The following is a 14,813-nucleotide window of genomic DNA, read 5'->3' as shown; positions in this document are numbered from 1 at the left end:
CGCCGCTTGTCCAAATGTCGGGAACACTGGGCAGTATGTGGAACTGAACGATAGCTTGGGAAAGGACCGGCGCCGCGCCGCGACGCAGGTCGTGGGCGGTGGCGCCGCACCAGGTGCCGCCTCCCTCCAGGGTCAGACCGACCCGGGCTCACGCTGCCAGGCGAGCCGCTCCGGTGATCCCGGACCGCCGCCGGGCGCTCAGCAAGACCGCCCGCAGGGCCACCGCGCCGTGGTGGTCCGCACCCTGGAAGGGATCTGGAGATGGCGACCAAGCCCACCCGCAAGCCGCAGCCCGAGACCACCGACGAGGCCCGCGAGCAGATGCGCCGCGCGCTGCAGACCTCGATGGACACCCGTCAGTGACGTACGCCGTCCGGCGGTGACGCCGCCGACGTCGCTCCGTCGCCAGCGTCACCGCCACCCCGGCCGCCCCCGCTCCCATCGCCGGCCTTCCGGCGCTACCGTCGCCCGGTGCGCCGCATCCTCATCGTCGGCAGCGCGGGCGCCGGCAAGAGCACCCTCGCCCGCGAGCTCGCCCGCCGGCTCGACCTCCCGCTGATCCACCTCGACCGGCACTACTGGCGGCCCGGGTGGGTCGCCCCCGACGACGCCGGCTTCCGCGCCGAGATCGCCGCGCTCGCCGCCCGCCCGGCCTGGGTGATGGACGGCAACTACGGCGCCACCCTCGACCTCCGCCTGCCCCGCGCCGACCTGCTGGTGCTCTGCGACCCGCCCCGGCTGCGCTGCCTCGCCCGGGTGCTCCGCCGCCGCTGGGCCCACCGCGCCACGCCCCGCCCCGACCTCCCCGAGGGCTGCCCCGAGCAGGTCGACCTGGAGTTTCTCCGCTACATCTGGCGCTACCCCCGGCACTCCCGCCCGCGGGTCCTCGCCGCGGTCGCGTCGGTCGCCCCCGCCCTGCCGGTCGTCCGCCTCCGCACCCGCGCCGACCTCCACCACTGGCTCACCACCCTCCCCCGACCCTGACCCACGGCCCCCTCCCACCCCCATTGGGCGTTGATCATGAAGTTGTTGTCGCCCGCGCCGACGTGTCGGGACAACCTCCTCGTGATCACCGACTCGGGCTTGGAGAAGTAAGTGGCGGTGTGGGGTTGCGGCCGTTACGGGAGGCGTGCCAGGATCGGCGGCGATGAGTCAGACCGTCGCCACCTCGCCCGCGTCCGACGCCGCGTCGCCGCGGCGGATCGCCGCCCTCGCCCTGCCGGCGCTCGTGGTGCTCGCCGCCGAGCCGCTCTACGTCCTGGTCGACACCGCGGTGGTCGGGCACCTGGGCCGGGTGCCGCTCGCCGCGCTCGCCGTCGGCGGCACGGTCATGACGCTGACCGCCTGGATCGGCACCGTCGTCGCGTACGGCACGACGGGGCGGTCGGCCCGGCGGTTCGGGGCCGGCGACCGGGCCGCGGCGGTGGCCGAGGGCGTGCAGTCGTCCTGGCTCGCCCTGGCCGTCGGGGTGCTGGTGGCGCTCGCCATGCAGGTCGGCGGCGGGGCGTTGGCGGGCACCCTCGTCGGCGGCTCGGGCGACGTGGCCGACGCGGCCGCGCAGTGGCTGCGGATCGCGGCGCTGGGCGCCCCGGGCCTGCTGCTCGCCGCCGCCGGCAACGGCTGGCTGCGCGGCATCCAGGACACCCGACGGCCGCTGCTCTTCGTGCTCGCCCCCAACCTGCTCTCCGCGCTGCTCTGCCCGCTGCTGGTCTATCCCGCCGGGCTCGGCCTGGCCGGCTCGGCGGTGGCGAACGCCGTCGCGCAGACCCTCTCCGGTGGTCTCTTCGCGGCGGCGCTGGTGCGCGAGCGGGTCTCCCTGCGACCCCGTCCGGGGCTGATCCGGCAGCAGCTCGTGCTCAGCCGGGACCTGCTGATCCGGGGCGTCGCCTTCCAGGCAAGCTTTCTCTCCGCCACCGCCGTCGCCGCCCGGTTCGGCGCCGCCGCCGTCGGCGCCCACCAGATCGCCCTCCAGCTCTGGTTCTTCACCGCCCTGGTGCTGGACGCGCTCGCCATCGCCGCCCAGTCTCTGATCGGCGCCGCGCTCGGGGCCGGCGACGCGGCCGGCGCCCGCGCCCTCGCGCGCCGGATCGCGCTGCTCGGCGGCGCCTGCGGCGTCGCCTTCGCGCTGCTCATCGCCGCCGGCGCCGGGGTCGTGCCGTCCTGGTTCAGCTCCGATCCGCAGGTACGCGAGCAGGCCATGGTGGCCTGGCCGTGGTTCGTGGCGTTGCAGCCGATCGGCGGGGTGGTCTTCGCCCTCGACGGCGTGCTGATCGGCGCGGGAGACGTCCGCTACCTGCGCAACCTCACCATCGTGGCGGCGCTGGGCGGGTTCCTGCCGGCGATCTGGCTCGCCTACGGGCTCGACCTCGGCCTCGGCGGGATCTGGGCCGGGCTGACGCTCTTCGTGGTGCTCCGGCTGGCCGCGCTGCTGCTGCGGGTGCGCTCCGGCGGCTGGGCGGTGGTCGGCGCGGTCCGCTGACCACGGGAGGAAGCCTTCCTGTCGTCAGTGGACCGCTGTCAGCACTCCTCGCCGTCGCCCGGCCGCCAACTGTCGTCGTAGACGTCGCCGGTCGGCTGGGGCTTCAGTCGGCGCAGCAGCGCCGGTTCGGCCTCCAGCGCGATGAAGCCCTTGTCGAGCGCGGCGCAGGTGGAGTTGAGGATGGTGACGTCGGCGTCGGCGATCCAGAGCCCCCGCGAGCTGGGGCGTACGTCGTCCGGGTGGGGCAGTTGCCAGACCACCTGGTCGCGCAGCGTGATCAACTCAGCCCCCGGCGGGTACGTCTGTGCCTGGAAGAGATCGAACGAGTAGACCCAGAAGAACCGGGTGGTGATCGACAGCACCCGGATGCCGTCGCGGTCGGTGGTCGCCGCGTACTCGATCGTGCCCCTGACCCGGATCCCGTCCTCCGGCACCCACGCCGGGTTCGCGTCACGGGCGATGCGGGTGGCGTAGCCGAGGCTCGCGCCCTTGGCCAGGTCGGCCCGGACCGCCGTCCGGGCGTCCGGCGCGAGCCGGGCAAGGAACCGGTCCTGATCGTCGAAGTGCAGCATGCCGGGCTCCAGCCGGCCCTCGACCAGCGCCGCGCGGACGGCGGCCAGCCCGTCGGCCACCTGCTTCGCGGTGAACGGCCCGGAGGGCCGGGCAGCCGGCAGGGTGATCCCCGCCTCGCACTCGGCGAACCGTTCGGCCGGGGTGCCGACGAAGACGCCCAGGGTGTTGCCGTCGGCGTCGACCGGGCGGGGCGCGGTGGTCGCCCGGGACCGCACCGGCAGCACGACCTCACCGTGGTTGACCTTGTCGACGAAGCGGTAGCCGGCGGTGCCCAGGAACCCGAGGAAACCGACGACCAGCAGCAGGCCGACGGCGCCGAGCAGCTTGCCGCTGTGCTTCTCCCAGCCGAGGCGGAGCCGCTCGGCGCGGGTCAGCTCGTGGTCCGTCGCCGGCTGGCGCATCCAGTCCGGGATGCGGATGGGTTCGGGGTCGGCGGCGAAGAGGTTGTCCAGGCGGCGCGGAGGCGCGGAGGTGGGCTCGTCGTCGGTCATGTCGGGGTTCCAAGGTAGGGAGGGACAGCGGCGGATGATCTTTGCACGCGTCGGACCGACCACGCTGCCCCGTTCGCGTAGCGGCCGCCCACCGTGCGGGCCGGCGGTCCGCACGGGTCAGAGCTCGCCCGCAGGAGCTTGCCGTACAGGTACAGGACCCCGGCGACCAGCAGCGTGGCCACGACGGCGACCACCCGCGGGCATCGGAATCCTCCTCTGGCAGGCTTGACGGTCGTGAGCACAGACGGACTGATCGTGGTCGACAAGCCCGGCGGCATGACGTCGCACGACGTGGTGGCGCGGATCCGGCGGTTGGCGCGGACCCGCCGGGTGGGGCACGGGGGCACGCTCGACCCGATGGCCACCGGCGTGCTGGTGATCGGGGTGGGTCGGGCCACCCGGCTGCTCACCTACGTGATCGGCGCCGGCAAGAGCTACACCGCGACGATCCGGCTCGGCCAGGCCACCGTCACCGACGACGCCGAGGGCGACGTGATCGCCACGACGCCGGCCGGCACGGTGACCGACGAGGCGGTGCACGGCGCGCTCGCCGCGCTGACCGGGGAGATCGACCAGGTGCCGAGCGCGGTCAGCGCCATCAAGATCAACGGCGAGCGGGCGTACAAGCGGGTCCGCGAGGGGGCGAGCGTCGAGCTGCCGGCCCGCCGGGTCACCATCTCCCGGCTGGACGTCCGCTCGATCCGTCGGGACCAGACTGACGTGGTGGACGTGGACGTGGACGTGACCTGCTCGTCCGGGACGTACATCCGGGCCATCGCCCGGGACGCGGGCCTGGCGCTGGGGGTCGGTGGTCACCTGACGGCGCTGCGGCGGACCGCGGTGGGCGGCTTCACCCTGGCCGAGGCGGCCACCCTCGACGAGTTGGAGCAGCGCGCGCCGGAGGTGGTCAACCTGCCGCTCGACGCGGCCGCGGAGCGGTACTTCCCGCGCCGGGACGCCACGCCGGAGGAGGCGCGGATCCTGTCCCACGGCGGGCCGCTGGACCCGGCCGGCATCACCGGGCCGTACGCCGTCTTCGGCCCGGACGGCGGCCTCATCGCTATCGTCAGCGAGCGGGACGGGCGGGCCCGCGCGGAGATCGTGCTCGCCCCGGCCTGACGGCCGGGCGCGGAGCCACCCGGCCGGCGCCGGCCGGCGGGACAGCAGGGGAGGAGCGGCATGCAACGGTGGCGGGGGTACGAGGCAGCGCCCGGTGGCTGGGGGCGGTCGGTCGTCACCATCGGCGTCTTCGACGGCGTGCACAAGGGGCATCAGGCGACCATCGGCCACGCCGTGGCGCGCGCCCGCGAGCTGGGCGTCAAGTCGGTGGTGGTGACCTTCGACCCGCACCCGGCGGAGGTGGTCCGCCCCGGCTCGCACCCGGCCGTGCTGACCGAGCCGGCCCGCAAGGCGGAACTGATCGAGGCGCTCGGCGTCGACGTCCTCTGCGTGGTGCCGTTCACTCCGGAGTTCTCCCGGCTGCCGGCCGAGGAGTTCGTGCACGACATCCTCGTCGAGCACCTGCACGCCGCGCTGGTCGTGGTCGGCGCCAACTTCCGGTTCGGGCACCGGGCCGCCGGTGACGTGGCCCTGCTGGAGCGGCTCGGCCGGACCTTCGGCTTCGGGGTGGAGTCCGGGCCGCTGGTGGCCGAGGCGGGCACCGTCTTCTCCTCCACGTACATCCGCTCCTGCGTCGACGCGGGCGACGTGGTGGCGGCGGCCGCCGCGCTGGGCCGCCCGCACCGGGTGGAGGGCGTGGTGGTCCGCGGCGACCAGCGCGGACGTGAGCTGGGTTACCCGACCGCCAACCTGCTCTGCCACCGGTACGCGGCGATCCCCGCCGACGGGGTGTACGCCGCCCGGCTGGTGCGCCGGGGGCAGCGGGAGCCGCTCGCCGCGGCGGTGTCGATCGGCACCAACCCGACCTTCTCCGGGCGGGAGCGCCGGGTGGAGGCGTACGCGCTGGACTTCACCGGTGACCTGTACGGCGAGCGGCTGGCCCTGGACTTCGTCGCGCATCTGCGCGAACAGCGGACGTACGACTCGATCGAGCCGCTGGTCGCCCAGATCGCCGAGGACGTGGAGCGGACCCGCCGGGCCCTCGGCTGAGCGCCCCGCCGTCCCGCCTCGCGGCCCTTCACCGGGCGGCCCCGCCTCAAGCTGGTAGGCTGGCGGGGACGTCGGCTGACCGACGTGGGGCCTCGCGTGCCTGCACGACGCCGCGGGTGCGAGGTTCGTCCGTCTCCGGTCCCCCGGACCCCGACGACGGACATCAGTGATCAACCCATCGAAACAGGGAGAACATGGCGCTCGACCAGGAAGACAAGGCCAAGATCCGCGCGGAGTACGCGACCGCCGAGGGCGACACCGGTTCGCCGGAGGTGCAGGTCGCGGTCCTCACCAAGCGGATCGCCGAGCTCACCGAGCACCTGAAGGTGCACAAGCACGACCACCACAGCCGCCGTGGGCTGCTGCTGCTGGTCGGCCGTCGCCGTCGGCTGCTCAACTACGTCCAGAAGAAGGACATCAACCGCTACCGGTCGCTCATCGAGCGGCTCGGCCTGCGCCGATGACGTGACGGGGGAGTGGCCACACGGCCGCTCCCCCGTTCCGGTACCACAGAAGAACAGGGCCGCTCGACCACCCGAGAGGGAGCCGGTCAGCGCACCGGTCTCCGGTAGTGGCCCCCGGGCACCCCGGCATCATGCCGGCCATCCGGGCGCTTCGATCGAAGACCGGCCGTCTGAGCAGCTCCCGTGTCGTGGGCCCCCGACGCGAAGGAGCACGACAGCACATGACCGAGACCAACCTCGGCACCGAATCCCGCACCGCTGTGATCGACAACGGGTCCTTCGGCACCCGTGAGATCACCTTCTCCACCGGCCGGCTGGCCCGTCAGGCCGCCGGCTCCGTCGTCGCCCAGCTGGGCGAGACGGTGGTCCTCTCCGCCACCACCGCCGGCAAGCAGCCGAAGGAGCAGTTCGACTTCTTCCCGCTGACCGTCGACGTCGAGGAGCGGATGTACGCCGCGGGCCGGATCCCCGGCTCGTTCTTCCGCCGCGAGGGTCGCCCCAGCGAGGACGCCATCCTCACCTGCCGGCTGATCGACCGGCCGCTGCGCCCGTCGTTCGTCAAGGGCCTGCGCAACGAGGTCCAGGTCGTCGAGACCATCCTCGCGCTCGACCCGCAGCACCCGTACGACGTGGTGGCGATCAACGCCGCCTCGATGTCGACCAAGCTCTCCGGCCTGCCCTTCTCCGGCCCGATCGGCGCGACCCGGGTCGCGCACATCGACGGCCAGTGGGTCGCCTTCCCGACCCTGGAGGAGCTGGCCCGGGCCACCTTCGACATGGTCGTGGCCGGCCGGGCGCTCGCCGACGGCGACGTCGCGATCATGATGGTCGAGGCGGAGGCGACGCCGCACGCCGTGGCCCTGATCGCGGCCGGCGCCACCGCGCCGACCGAGGAGATCGTGGCCAGCGGCCTGGAGGCCGCCAAGCCGGCGATCCGCGAGCTGTGCCGCGCGCAGAGTGAGCTGGCCGAGGTGGCCGCCAAGCCGGTCGCCGAGTTCCCGGTCTTCCTGGACTACCAGGATGACGCGTACGACGCGGTGGCCGATCTGACCCGCGCTGAGGTCGCTGAGGCCCTGAAGATCGCCGGCAAGGCGGACCGCGAGGAGGCCCTGGACCGGGTCAAGGCCAAGGTCGCCGCGGAGCTCGGCCCGCGCTTCGAGGGCCGGGAGAAGGAGTTGAGCGCCGCCTTCCGGTCGCTCACCAAGTCCGAGGTGCGCAACCGAGTGCTGCGCGAGCAGGTCCGCATCGACGGCCGCGGCCCGCGCGACATCCGTCCGCTGACCGCCGAGGTCGGCGTGCTGCCGCGGGTGCACGGCTCGGCGCTGTTCGAGCGGGGCGAGACCCAGATCCTGGGCGTCACCACGCTGAACATGCTGCGCATGGAGCAGATGATCGACACCCTCTCTCCGGAGAACCGCAAGCGCTACATGCACAACTACAACTTCCCGCCGTACTCGACCGGTGAGACCGGTCGGGTCGGCTCGCCGAAGCGGCGCGAGATCGGCCACGGCGCCCTCGCGGAGCGGGCGCTGATCCCGGTGCTGCCGTCGCGCGAGGAGTTCCCGTACGCCATCCGGCAGGTCTCCGAGGCGCTCGGCTCCAACGGCTCCACCTCGATGGGTTCGGTCTGCGCCTCGACGCTGGGCCTGCTCAGCGCCGGTGTGCCGCTGAAGGCGCCGGTCGCCGGCATCGCCATGGGTCTCATCTCCGACGAGGTGGACGGCAAGACCCAGTACGTGACGCTGACCGACATCCTCGGCGCCGAGGACGCGTTCGGTGACATGGACTTCAAGGTCGCCGGTACGCCGGAGTTCGTCACCGCACTCCAGCTCGACACCAAGCTCAACGGCATCCCGTCGGACGTGCTGGCCGCCGCGCTGCAGCAGGCGAACGAGGCTCGGCAGACCATCCTCGACGTGATGAAGCGGGCCATCGAGGCGCCGGCCGAGATGTCGGAGTTCGCGCCGCGGGTCACCACCGTCAAGATCCCGGTGGACAAGATCGGCATGGTGATCGGCCCGAAGGGGCAGACCATCAACGCCATCCAGGACGAGACCGGCGCCGAGATCTCCATCGAGGACGACGGCACGATCTACGTCGGCGCCACCAACGGCCCGTCCGCCCAGGCGGCGGTGGACCGGATCAACGGCATCGCCAACCCGACCTTGCCGAAGGTGGGGGAGCGGTTCCTCGGCACGGTGGTCAAGACCGCCGCGTTCGGCGCATTCATCTCGCTCCTGCCGGGCCGCGACGGCCTGCTGCACATCTCCAAGGTGGGCGACGGCAAGCGGGTCGAAAAGGTCGAGGACTTCCTCAACGTCGGCGACCGGGTCGAGGTGGAGATCGCGGATATCGACGCCCGCGGCAAGATCTACCTGGACAAGGTCCGCCCGGAGGGCGCCGAGGCGCCGGCCGCCGGTGAGGCCGAGGGTGGCGAGCGTCCGGCCGGCCGCGGTGGCGACCGTGGCCCGCGGGACCGCGGCGACCGGGACCGCGAGCGCGGCAGCCGGGGCCCGGAGCGCGGCGAGCGCGGCCCGGGCGGCGGCGAGGGTGGCGAGGGCGGCGAGCGTCCGCGCCGTCGGACCCGCCACAGCTGAGCAGTGACCGGCCGGGTGGGGACGTCGTCCCCACCCGGCCGGCTTGTGACACCGCACCACCCACCCCTCGTCGAAGTGAGAGCAGGTTTCCGTGAGTCGGGCCCAGCGTTCGTCTTTTCCTGCGGGTCGACGGGGGGTGGCGCCGTCCGGCACCGTCCGGCACGCCACCGGGTCGCAGCCCGGACGCGCCGGTGGGTCGGCCCGGGCGGTCACCCGCACCCTGAGTGACGACCCGCTGGGTGGCACGGTACGCCGTACCGTGCTGCCCAGCGGTCTGCGCGTGCTGACCGAGGCGATCCCGGCGATGCGCAGCGTCTCCTTCGGCATCTGGGTGGCGGTCGGCTCCCGCGACGAGACCGGGCCGCAGGCCGGCGCGGCCCACTTCCTGGAGCACCTGCTGTTCAAGGGCACCAGGAAGCGGAGCGCGCTGGAGATCTCCTCGGAGATCGAGGCGGTGGGCGGCGAGACCAACGCCTTCACCACCAAGGAATACACCTGCTACTACGCCCGGGTGCTCGACGAGGACCTGCCGCTGGCCATCGACGTGATGTGCGACGCGGTCGCCGACTCGGTGCTGGAACCGGCCGACGTGGAGACCGAGCGGGGCGTCATCCTCGAAGAGATCGCCATGCACGACGACGAGCCCGGGGACGAGGTGCACGACCTGTTCGCCCGGGCCGTCTACGGTGACCATCCTCTCGGCCGGCTGATCTCCGGCACCGAGGAGACGGTCACCCCGATGACCCGGCGGCAGATCCAGAGCTTCTACCGGCGTCGCTACACCCCGCCGCAGATCGTCATCGCCGCGGCCGGCAACCTCGACCACGCCGCCGTGGTCAAGCTGGTCCGCCAGGCCCTGCGCGGCACCCCGCTGGACGCCGACCCGGCCACGCCGGCCCCGCACCGCCCGGCCACCCCGGCGGTACGCACGAAGCCGGCCACCACCCTGGTCGAGCCGAAGGAGACCGAGCAGGCGCACGTCATCCTCGGCTGCCCCGGCATCGACCGCACCGACGAGCGACGCTTCGCCCTCGGCGTGCTGAACAACGTCCTCGGCGGCGGGATGTCGAGCCGGCTGTTCCAGGAGATCCGGGAGCGGCGCGGCCTGGCCTACTCGGTCTACTCCTACGCCAGCCAGTACGCCGACAGCGGCCTCTTCGCGGTCTACGCCGGCTGCGCCCCGGGCAAGGTGGACGAGGTGCTGGAGCTGACCCGCGCCGAGCTGCGCCGGGTGGCCGCCGACGGGATAACCGCCGACGAGCTGGCCCGGGGCAAGGGCATGTCGAAGGGTTCCTTCGTGCTGGGCCTGGAGGACACCGGGTCGCGGATGAGCCGACTGGCCAAGGGGGAGCTGCTCTACGGCGACCTGATGCCGGTGGACGAGCTGCTCGCGCGGGTCGACGCGGTGACCCTCGACGACGTCAACGCCCTCGCCGCCGAGCTGCTCAGCCGGCCGATGTCCCTGGCTGTGGTCGGCCCGTTCGGGGAGAACGACTTCACCGGCTGACTCCGTGTCCCGGCCCGCGGGCCGGTGGGATGCGGCATGTCGCGGGTTGCCGCAACCGGAGTCGATCATGGTCGTCCGTGGGACGGGCATGGTCCCGGCGGGTGACCCCGTCCCGATTGGGATAGGTTGTGCCCCGTGACTGACGAGCAGGAGAAGGGCCCGGCCGAGCCGATCCGGGTCGGCGTGCTGGGGGCCCGCGGCCGGATGGGCATGGAGGTCTGCAAGGCGGTCGACGCGGCCACCGACATGGACCTGGTGGCGATGATCGACCAGGGCGACTGGCTGTTCAACGCCTCCGACGCGGGCGCCGAGGTGGTCGTCGACTTCACCACCCCGGACGCCGTCATGGACAACCTGCACTGGTGTATCGACCAGGGCATCAACGTCGTGGTGGGCACCACCGGCTTCACCGAGCAGCGGCTGGAGCGGGTGCGCGGCTGGCTGGAGCGCAAGCCCGGCGTGGGCGTGGTGATCGCCCCCAACTTCGGCATCGGTGCAGTGCTGATGATGCAGTTCGCCGCCCGTGCGGCCCAGCACTTCGAGTCGGTCGAGATCATCGAGCAGCATCACCCACGCAAGCTGGACGCCCCGAGCGGCACGGCGACGCACACCGCGCGGCGGATCGCGGCCGCCCGCGCCGAGGCCGGCCTCGGCCCCGTGCCGGACGCCACCAAGGACGAGGTGCCGGGCGCGCGGGGCGCCGAGATCGACGGGATACGTGTCCACGCGGTCCGGGCCACCGGGCTGGTCGCCCATCAGGAGGTGCTGCTCGGCACCACCGGGGAGACGCTGACCATCCGGCACGACTCGTACGACCGCGCCTCCTTCATGCCCGGCGTGCTGCTGGCCGTCCGCGCGGTGCGCCACCGCCCGGGCCTGACCGTCGGCCTGGATGCGCTGCTCGACTGACTCCGCACCGTTGCCCGGCCGCGGCCGGGCAGCAGGTGCGCAACGGCGATCAAGCACCGGACCGGGTCCACGGTGCACGCTGGAGCCATGACCACGACGGACGGGCTGACCAGCATCCTCGACTGGGTGCAGACCGGTCTCGACGACCCGGCGATCAGCCCGGTCGATCTCGCGGCCCGGGCCCATCTCTCCCGGTTCCACTTCGACCGGCTGATCGCCGCGGCGACCGGGGAGCCCCCCGGCGCGCTGCGGCGGCGGCTGCTGCTCGAGCGGGCGGCCCACCGGCTCATCACCACCGACCGCACCGTCCTGGACATCGCGGTCGAGGCCGGGTACGGCTCGCACGAGGCGTTCACCCGCGCGTTCCTGCGGGCGTACGGCCGGGTTCCCACCGCCGTGCGACGGCGCCGACCGCTCACCTTTCGGGAGCTGGAGCTGCCCTGTCCCAGTGGTGTCCACTTCCAACCTCCCGGCGGCCTGCGGCTGCCGGCCGCGCACCAGGAGACCCCAATGAACGTGCTGCAGCATCTGGTCGACCACCACGTCGAGACCCTGACCGCGGTCATCGACCGGGCCGCCGGGCTGGGCGAGGAGATCCTCGACCGGCCGGTCACCGTCTCGGTGGAGACGATCGACGACCGGCCCACCCTCCGTTCGCTGATCAACGCGATGGTGACCCAGGAGGAGCACTGGCTCTCGGCGCTGCGTGGCGGCGACTGGCCGGACGAGAGCGATCAGTCGATCGAAGGGCTGGCGGCCCGGCACGCGGCGGCCGGTCGGGACTATCGGGCCTTCGTCGCGCGGACGCTGGCCGACGGCACCCTCGGCGACACCTTCGTCGACACCACCTGCACGCCGCCGACCACCCACACCCTGGGCGGCACCATCGGCCATGTGATCACCTTCGCGGCGGTCCGCCGGACGCTGGCCATCGGCGCCCTGCACACCGCCGGCATCACCGACCTGGGCGCGGGCGACCCCCGGCCGTACCTCGACGCCCGCGCCGGCTGAATCTCCGCCGGCGGCGCCGGCCGAAAGCGGTCGCCCGCGCGCGGGCGACCGCCTAGGCTGCTCCGATGATCGATGCCGGGTTGCGCGACCGCGCCGGCCGCCACGTCACCCTGCGGTCGGTGGACGACGGGAACTGGCGGGCCGTCGCCGACGTCGCTCCCCGCGACGACCAGCGGGACTGGGTGCCCGCCCTGGCCGCCCGGTACCTGGTGCTGACCATGCGCTCGGACGTCTGGACCTCGCTGGCCGTGGTCGCCGACGAGGCGGTGGTCGGGCACGTCATGTGGGGCGTGGACGACGACGGCTCCCGCTGGATCGGCGGCCTGGTGATCGACGCCGCGGAGCAGGACCGGGGCGTGGGGCGGGCCGCCGTCCGCACCCTGGCTGACTGGCTCGCGGCGCAGGACGGCGGCCACCCCGTCCGGCTGTCGTACCACCCGGACAACACCGCCGCCGCCCGCCTCTACGAGTCCATGGGCTTCGTTCCCACCGGCGCGATGGAGGGCGACGAGGTCGTCGCCGAACTGTCGCCGGCCTCCTGACCCCGGCGGGGGGAGGGGACCGGGCCGCCGGTCGGTCGGGCGTCCACGGTCAGGGTCAGGCCGGCCGCGAGGCCGGTGACCGTCGGGTGGCCGGAGCGGTCGACGTGGACGTCGACCGGGGTGCCGGCGACGCGGAACCGGTCGACGGCGAGCGCGCCCAGCTCCGGGCCGGCCAGCGGTCGTACCGTCACCCGGCCGGCGGGCACGTCGGGGTAGAGCCCGACACCGGCCTGGAGGAGCATGACCGCGGCCGCCGCCGACCAGGCCTGCGGCCGGCAGGCCGCCGGGTACGGCACCGGGCGGCCGACCACCGCGCGGTCGTCCCCGCCGTACAGCTCGGGCAGCCGGTAGTCGAACGCCTCGGCGGCGGCGAGCAGCCCCTCGGCCAGGCCGAGCGCGGCGTCGGCGAAGCCGGCCCGGGCCAGCCCGGCGAGGACGATCGCGGTGTCGTGCGTCCAGATCGACCCGCAGTGGTACGACAGCGGGCTGAAGCCGGCGTCGTCGGTGGACATGGTGCGCAGCCCGAACCCGCCGGCCAGCGCGTCGCTGGTGAGCAGCGCCGCCACCTGCGCCGACTCGTCCGCCGACAGCAGCCCGGTGCCGAGCAGATGGCCGATGTTGCTGGTCAGTGAGTCGACCGGGCGCTTGTCCCGGTCTAGGGCCAGGGCCGGCTGGGGGCCGTGCCGGCCGTCCACCCAGAACGTGGCCCGGAACTTCCCGGCCAGCCGGTCGGCGTACCCGCGCCAGCGGTCGGCGCCGGGCCGGTCGAACGCGTCGAGCAGGGCCGCCCCGTCCACCGCCGCCCGGTACGCGTACCCCTGCACCTCGGCCAGCACGATGGGCGCCTGCGCGAGCCGGCCGTCGCGGAACCGGACCGCGTCGCCCGAGTCCTTCCAGCCCTGGTTGGACAGCCCGTGGCCGGTGGTGTCGACGTACTCGACCAGGCCGTCGCCGTCGGCGTCGGCGTGGTCGGCGAGCCAGCCCAGCGCGGCCTCCAGGTGCGGCAGCAGCGGCTCGACCTGGTCGGCGGCGAGACCCCAGCGCCAGGCGTCGTGCAGCAGGCTGATCCAGAGCATGGTCGCGTCGACCGTGCCGTAGTACGCCGGCGGCAGCCGCAGCCCCGCGTCGCCGAGGGCGAACTCGTGCCGGCGCAACTCGTGCAGGATCTTGCCGGGGGCCTCGCCGGTGGCCGGGTCGACCCGGGTGCCCTGCCGGCGCGCGAGGACCCGCAGCGTGCCGGCGGCCAGTTCGGTGCCGAGCGGCAGCATCATCCGGGCGGCCCACAGGCTGTCCCGGCCGAACAGGGTGAGGAACCAGGGCACGCCGGCGCCGAGGAAGACGTCCGCCGGTCGGGCGGGGTCGGCCAGCCGCAGCCCGCGCAGGTCGGCCAGCGACCGGTCAGCCAGCCGGACCAGCCGGCGGTCGTCGGCGCGTACTTCGGGGTCGGACCAGCTCGCCGGGCCGGTGGGGGCGGTCACCACGGCGTTCGGGTCGTCGACCGTGAGCCGCCAGCGCAGGGTCACCGTCGCGCCGGGGGCGAGGTCGACCGGCCAGCTCAGCCGGGGCGCGGTGGTCCGCTCGCCGGTGGCGTCCACCCGGGCCGCCTCGCCGGTGACGGTCACGGTGATCCCGTCGGCGGCCCAGCTGAGCTGCCCGGGCTGGCCGGCCTTCGCCTCGAGCGGCGCGGCGCCGCCGCCGGACTTGACCACCTCGATCGGGGCCAGGTCGCAGCCGAGGTCGACGCTGACCGTGGCGCGCACCGGGGTCGTCGCGGTGGAGACGACGTGCAGTTCCTCGCTGAGGCCCGTGGACTGGGCCCGGCGGACCCGGTCCACCCGGACGGTCGGGTCCGGTCCGGGGTCGCCGAGCCAGCGGGTGAGGCCGACGAAGCGGGTGGTGTGCGCGTCGACCTGGCCGCGGGTCAGCGCCTCGGGCTCCTGGTCGTCGACGCGCAGCTCGGCCCGGGACAGCACCCGGGCGTCGGCGTGGAAGACGCCCTGGACACCGCGCGGGCGGATCTGGCCGGCCGCGTCACCCAGCGCGCTGGTGGGGGCGAGGACCACCCCGACCAGGTCGTGCAGCAGGGGTTGCAGGTGGCGTTCGGTCACGGGGAACTCCAGGTGCTGATCGG

General features: G+C 73.9%; 12 protein-coding genes. 10 read left to right on the top strand and 2 right to left on the bottom strand.

Annotation, left to right across the window (positions count from 1 at the left end; genetic code table 11):
- The first annotated feature begins 471 nt into the window (after positions 1 to 471).
- Together GA0070613_RS01350 and GA0070613_RS01345 are read left to right on the top strand one after the other, a co-directional pair.
- Positions 472 to 984 carry a P-loop NTPase family protein gene (locus GA0070613_RS01350; RefSeq protein ID WP_231929622.1) on the top strand — a complete coding sequence of 171 codons (513 nt, stop codon included), beginning with the start codon at positions 472 to 474 and terminating at the stop codon, positions 982 to 984.
- Positions 985 to 1,147: 163 nt separating this feature from the next.
- On the top strand, positions 1,148 to 2,479 hold the full coding sequence (locus GA0070613_RS01345; protein WP_089010598.1) for an MATE family efflux transporter: 1,332 nt from the start codon (positions 1,148 to 1,150) through the stop codon (positions 2,477 to 2,479).
- 38 nt (positions 2,480 to 2,517) lie between these two features.
- Here GA0070613_RS01345 and GA0070613_RS01340 read toward each other — a convergent pair whose 3' ends face one another.
- A complete protein-coding gene (locus tag GA0070613_RS01340; protein WP_089010597.1) occupies positions 2,518 to 3,543 on the bottom strand; it encodes a hypothetical protein in 1,026 nt (341 codons plus the stop codon).
- 234 nt (positions 3,544 to 3,777) lie between these two features.
- Between GA0070613_RS01340 and truB the strand changes: the two genes are divergently transcribed.
- From truB to GA0070613_RS01300, 8 genes are all read left to right on the top strand, one after another.
- Positions 3,778 to 4,662 carry a tRNA pseudouridine(55) synthase TruB gene (gene truB, locus GA0070613_RS01335; protein WP_089010596.1) on the top strand — a complete coding sequence of 295 codons (885 nt, stop codon included), beginning with the start codon at positions 3,778 to 3,780 and terminating at the stop codon, positions 4,660 to 4,662.
- Between the two features lie 60 nt (positions 4,663 to 4,722).
- Positions 4,723 to 5,652 carry a bifunctional riboflavin kinase/FAD synthetase gene (locus GA0070613_RS01330; protein ID WP_089010595.1) on the top strand — a complete coding sequence of 310 codons (930 nt, stop codon included), beginning with the start codon at positions 4,723 to 4,725 and terminating at the stop codon, positions 5,650 to 5,652.
- A 194-nt stretch (positions 5,653 to 5,846) separates the two neighbouring features.
- Positions 5,847 to 6,116 (top strand): 30S ribosomal protein S15, encoded by a 270-nt coding sequence (gene rpsO / locus GA0070613_RS01325; protein ID WP_089010594.1) that lies wholly within the window; start codon positions 5,847 to 5,849, stop codon positions 6,114 to 6,116.
- Positions 6,117 to 6,337: 221 nt separating this feature from the next.
- Positions 6,338 to 8,713, top strand: a complete 2,376-nt coding sequence (locus tag GA0070613_RS01320; RefSeq protein WP_089010593.1) for a polyribonucleotide nucleotidyltransferase — start codon at positions 6,338 to 6,340, stop codon at positions 8,711 to 8,713.
- A 136-nt stretch (positions 8,714 to 8,849) separates the two neighbouring features.
- Positions 8,850 to 10,220, top strand: coding sequence for a M16 family metallopeptidase (locus GA0070613_RS01315; RefSeq protein WP_089010592.1), 1,371 nt, complete (start codon positions 8,850 to 8,852; stop codon positions 10,218 to 10,220).
- 135 nt (positions 10,221 to 10,355) lie between these two features.
- Positions 10,356 to 11,129, top strand: a complete 774-nt coding sequence (gene dapB, locus GA0070613_RS01310; protein ID WP_089010591.1) for a 4-hydroxy-tetrahydrodipicolinate reductase — start codon at positions 10,356 to 10,358, stop codon at positions 11,127 to 11,129.
- A gap of 87 nt (positions 11,130 to 11,216) precedes the next feature.
- Positions 11,217 to 12,140 (top strand): helix-turn-helix domain-containing protein, encoded by a 924-nt coding sequence (locus tag GA0070613_RS01305; RefSeq protein ID WP_089010590.1) that lies wholly within the window; start codon positions 11,217 to 11,219, stop codon positions 12,138 to 12,140.
- Between the two features lie 65 nt (positions 12,141 to 12,205).
- A complete protein-coding gene (locus GA0070613_RS01300; RefSeq protein ID WP_089010589.1) occupies positions 12,206 to 12,682 on the top strand; it encodes a GNAT family N-acetyltransferase in 477 nt (158 codons plus the stop codon).
- Here GA0070613_RS01300 and GA0070613_RS01295 read toward each other — a convergent pair.
- Positions 12,604 to 14,790, bottom strand: a complete 2,187-nt coding sequence (locus GA0070613_RS01295) for an amylo-alpha-1,6-glucosidase (RefSeq protein ID WP_089015675.1) — start codon at positions 14,788 to 14,790, stop codon at positions 12,604 to 12,606. The genes GA0070613_RS01300 and GA0070613_RS01295 overlap by 79 nt on opposite strands.
- Between the last annotated feature and the right edge of the window lie 23 nt (positions 14,791 to 14,813).

The sequence above is a fragment of the Micromonospora inositola genome, assembly GCF_900090285.1.
GTDB classification, from domain to species: domain Bacteria; phylum Actinomycetota; class Actinomycetes; order Mycobacteriales; family Micromonosporaceae; genus Micromonospora; species Micromonospora inositola.
Note: the sequence above shows the minus strand (reverse complement) of the source record. Positions and strands in the feature narration are given on the sequence as shown.

Excerpts from the sequence above, each read along its gene's own strand:
- GA0070613_RS01330 (WP_089010595.1), top strand. The coding sequence starts at position 4,723 with ATGCAACGGTGGCGGGGGTACGAGGCAGCGCCCGGTGGCTGGGGGCGG.
- GA0070613_RS01345 (WP_089010598.1), top strand. The coding sequence starts at position 1,148 with ATGAGTCAGACCGTCGCCACCTCGCCCGCGTCCGACGCCGCGTCGCCG.
- GA0070613_RS01305 (WP_089010590.1), top strand. The coding sequence starts at position 11,217 with ATGACCACGACGGACGGGCTGACCAGCATCCTCGACTGGGTGCAGACC.
- GA0070613_RS01320 (WP_089010593.1), top strand. The coding sequence starts at position 6,338 with ATGACCGAGACCAACCTCGGCACCGAATCCCGCACCGCTGTGATCGAC.
- GA0070613_RS01340 (WP_089010597.1), bottom strand. The coding sequence starts at position 3,543 with ATGACCGACGACGAGCCCACCTCCGCGCCTCCGCGCCGCCTGGACAAC.
- GA0070613_RS01300 (WP_089010589.1), top strand. The coding sequence starts at position 12,206 with ATGATCGATGCCGGGTTGCGCGACCGCGCCGGCCGCCACGTCACCCTG.
- rpsO (WP_089010594.1), top strand. The coding sequence starts at position 5,847 with ATGGCGCTCGACCAGGAAGACAAGGCCAAGATCCGCGCGGAGTACGCG.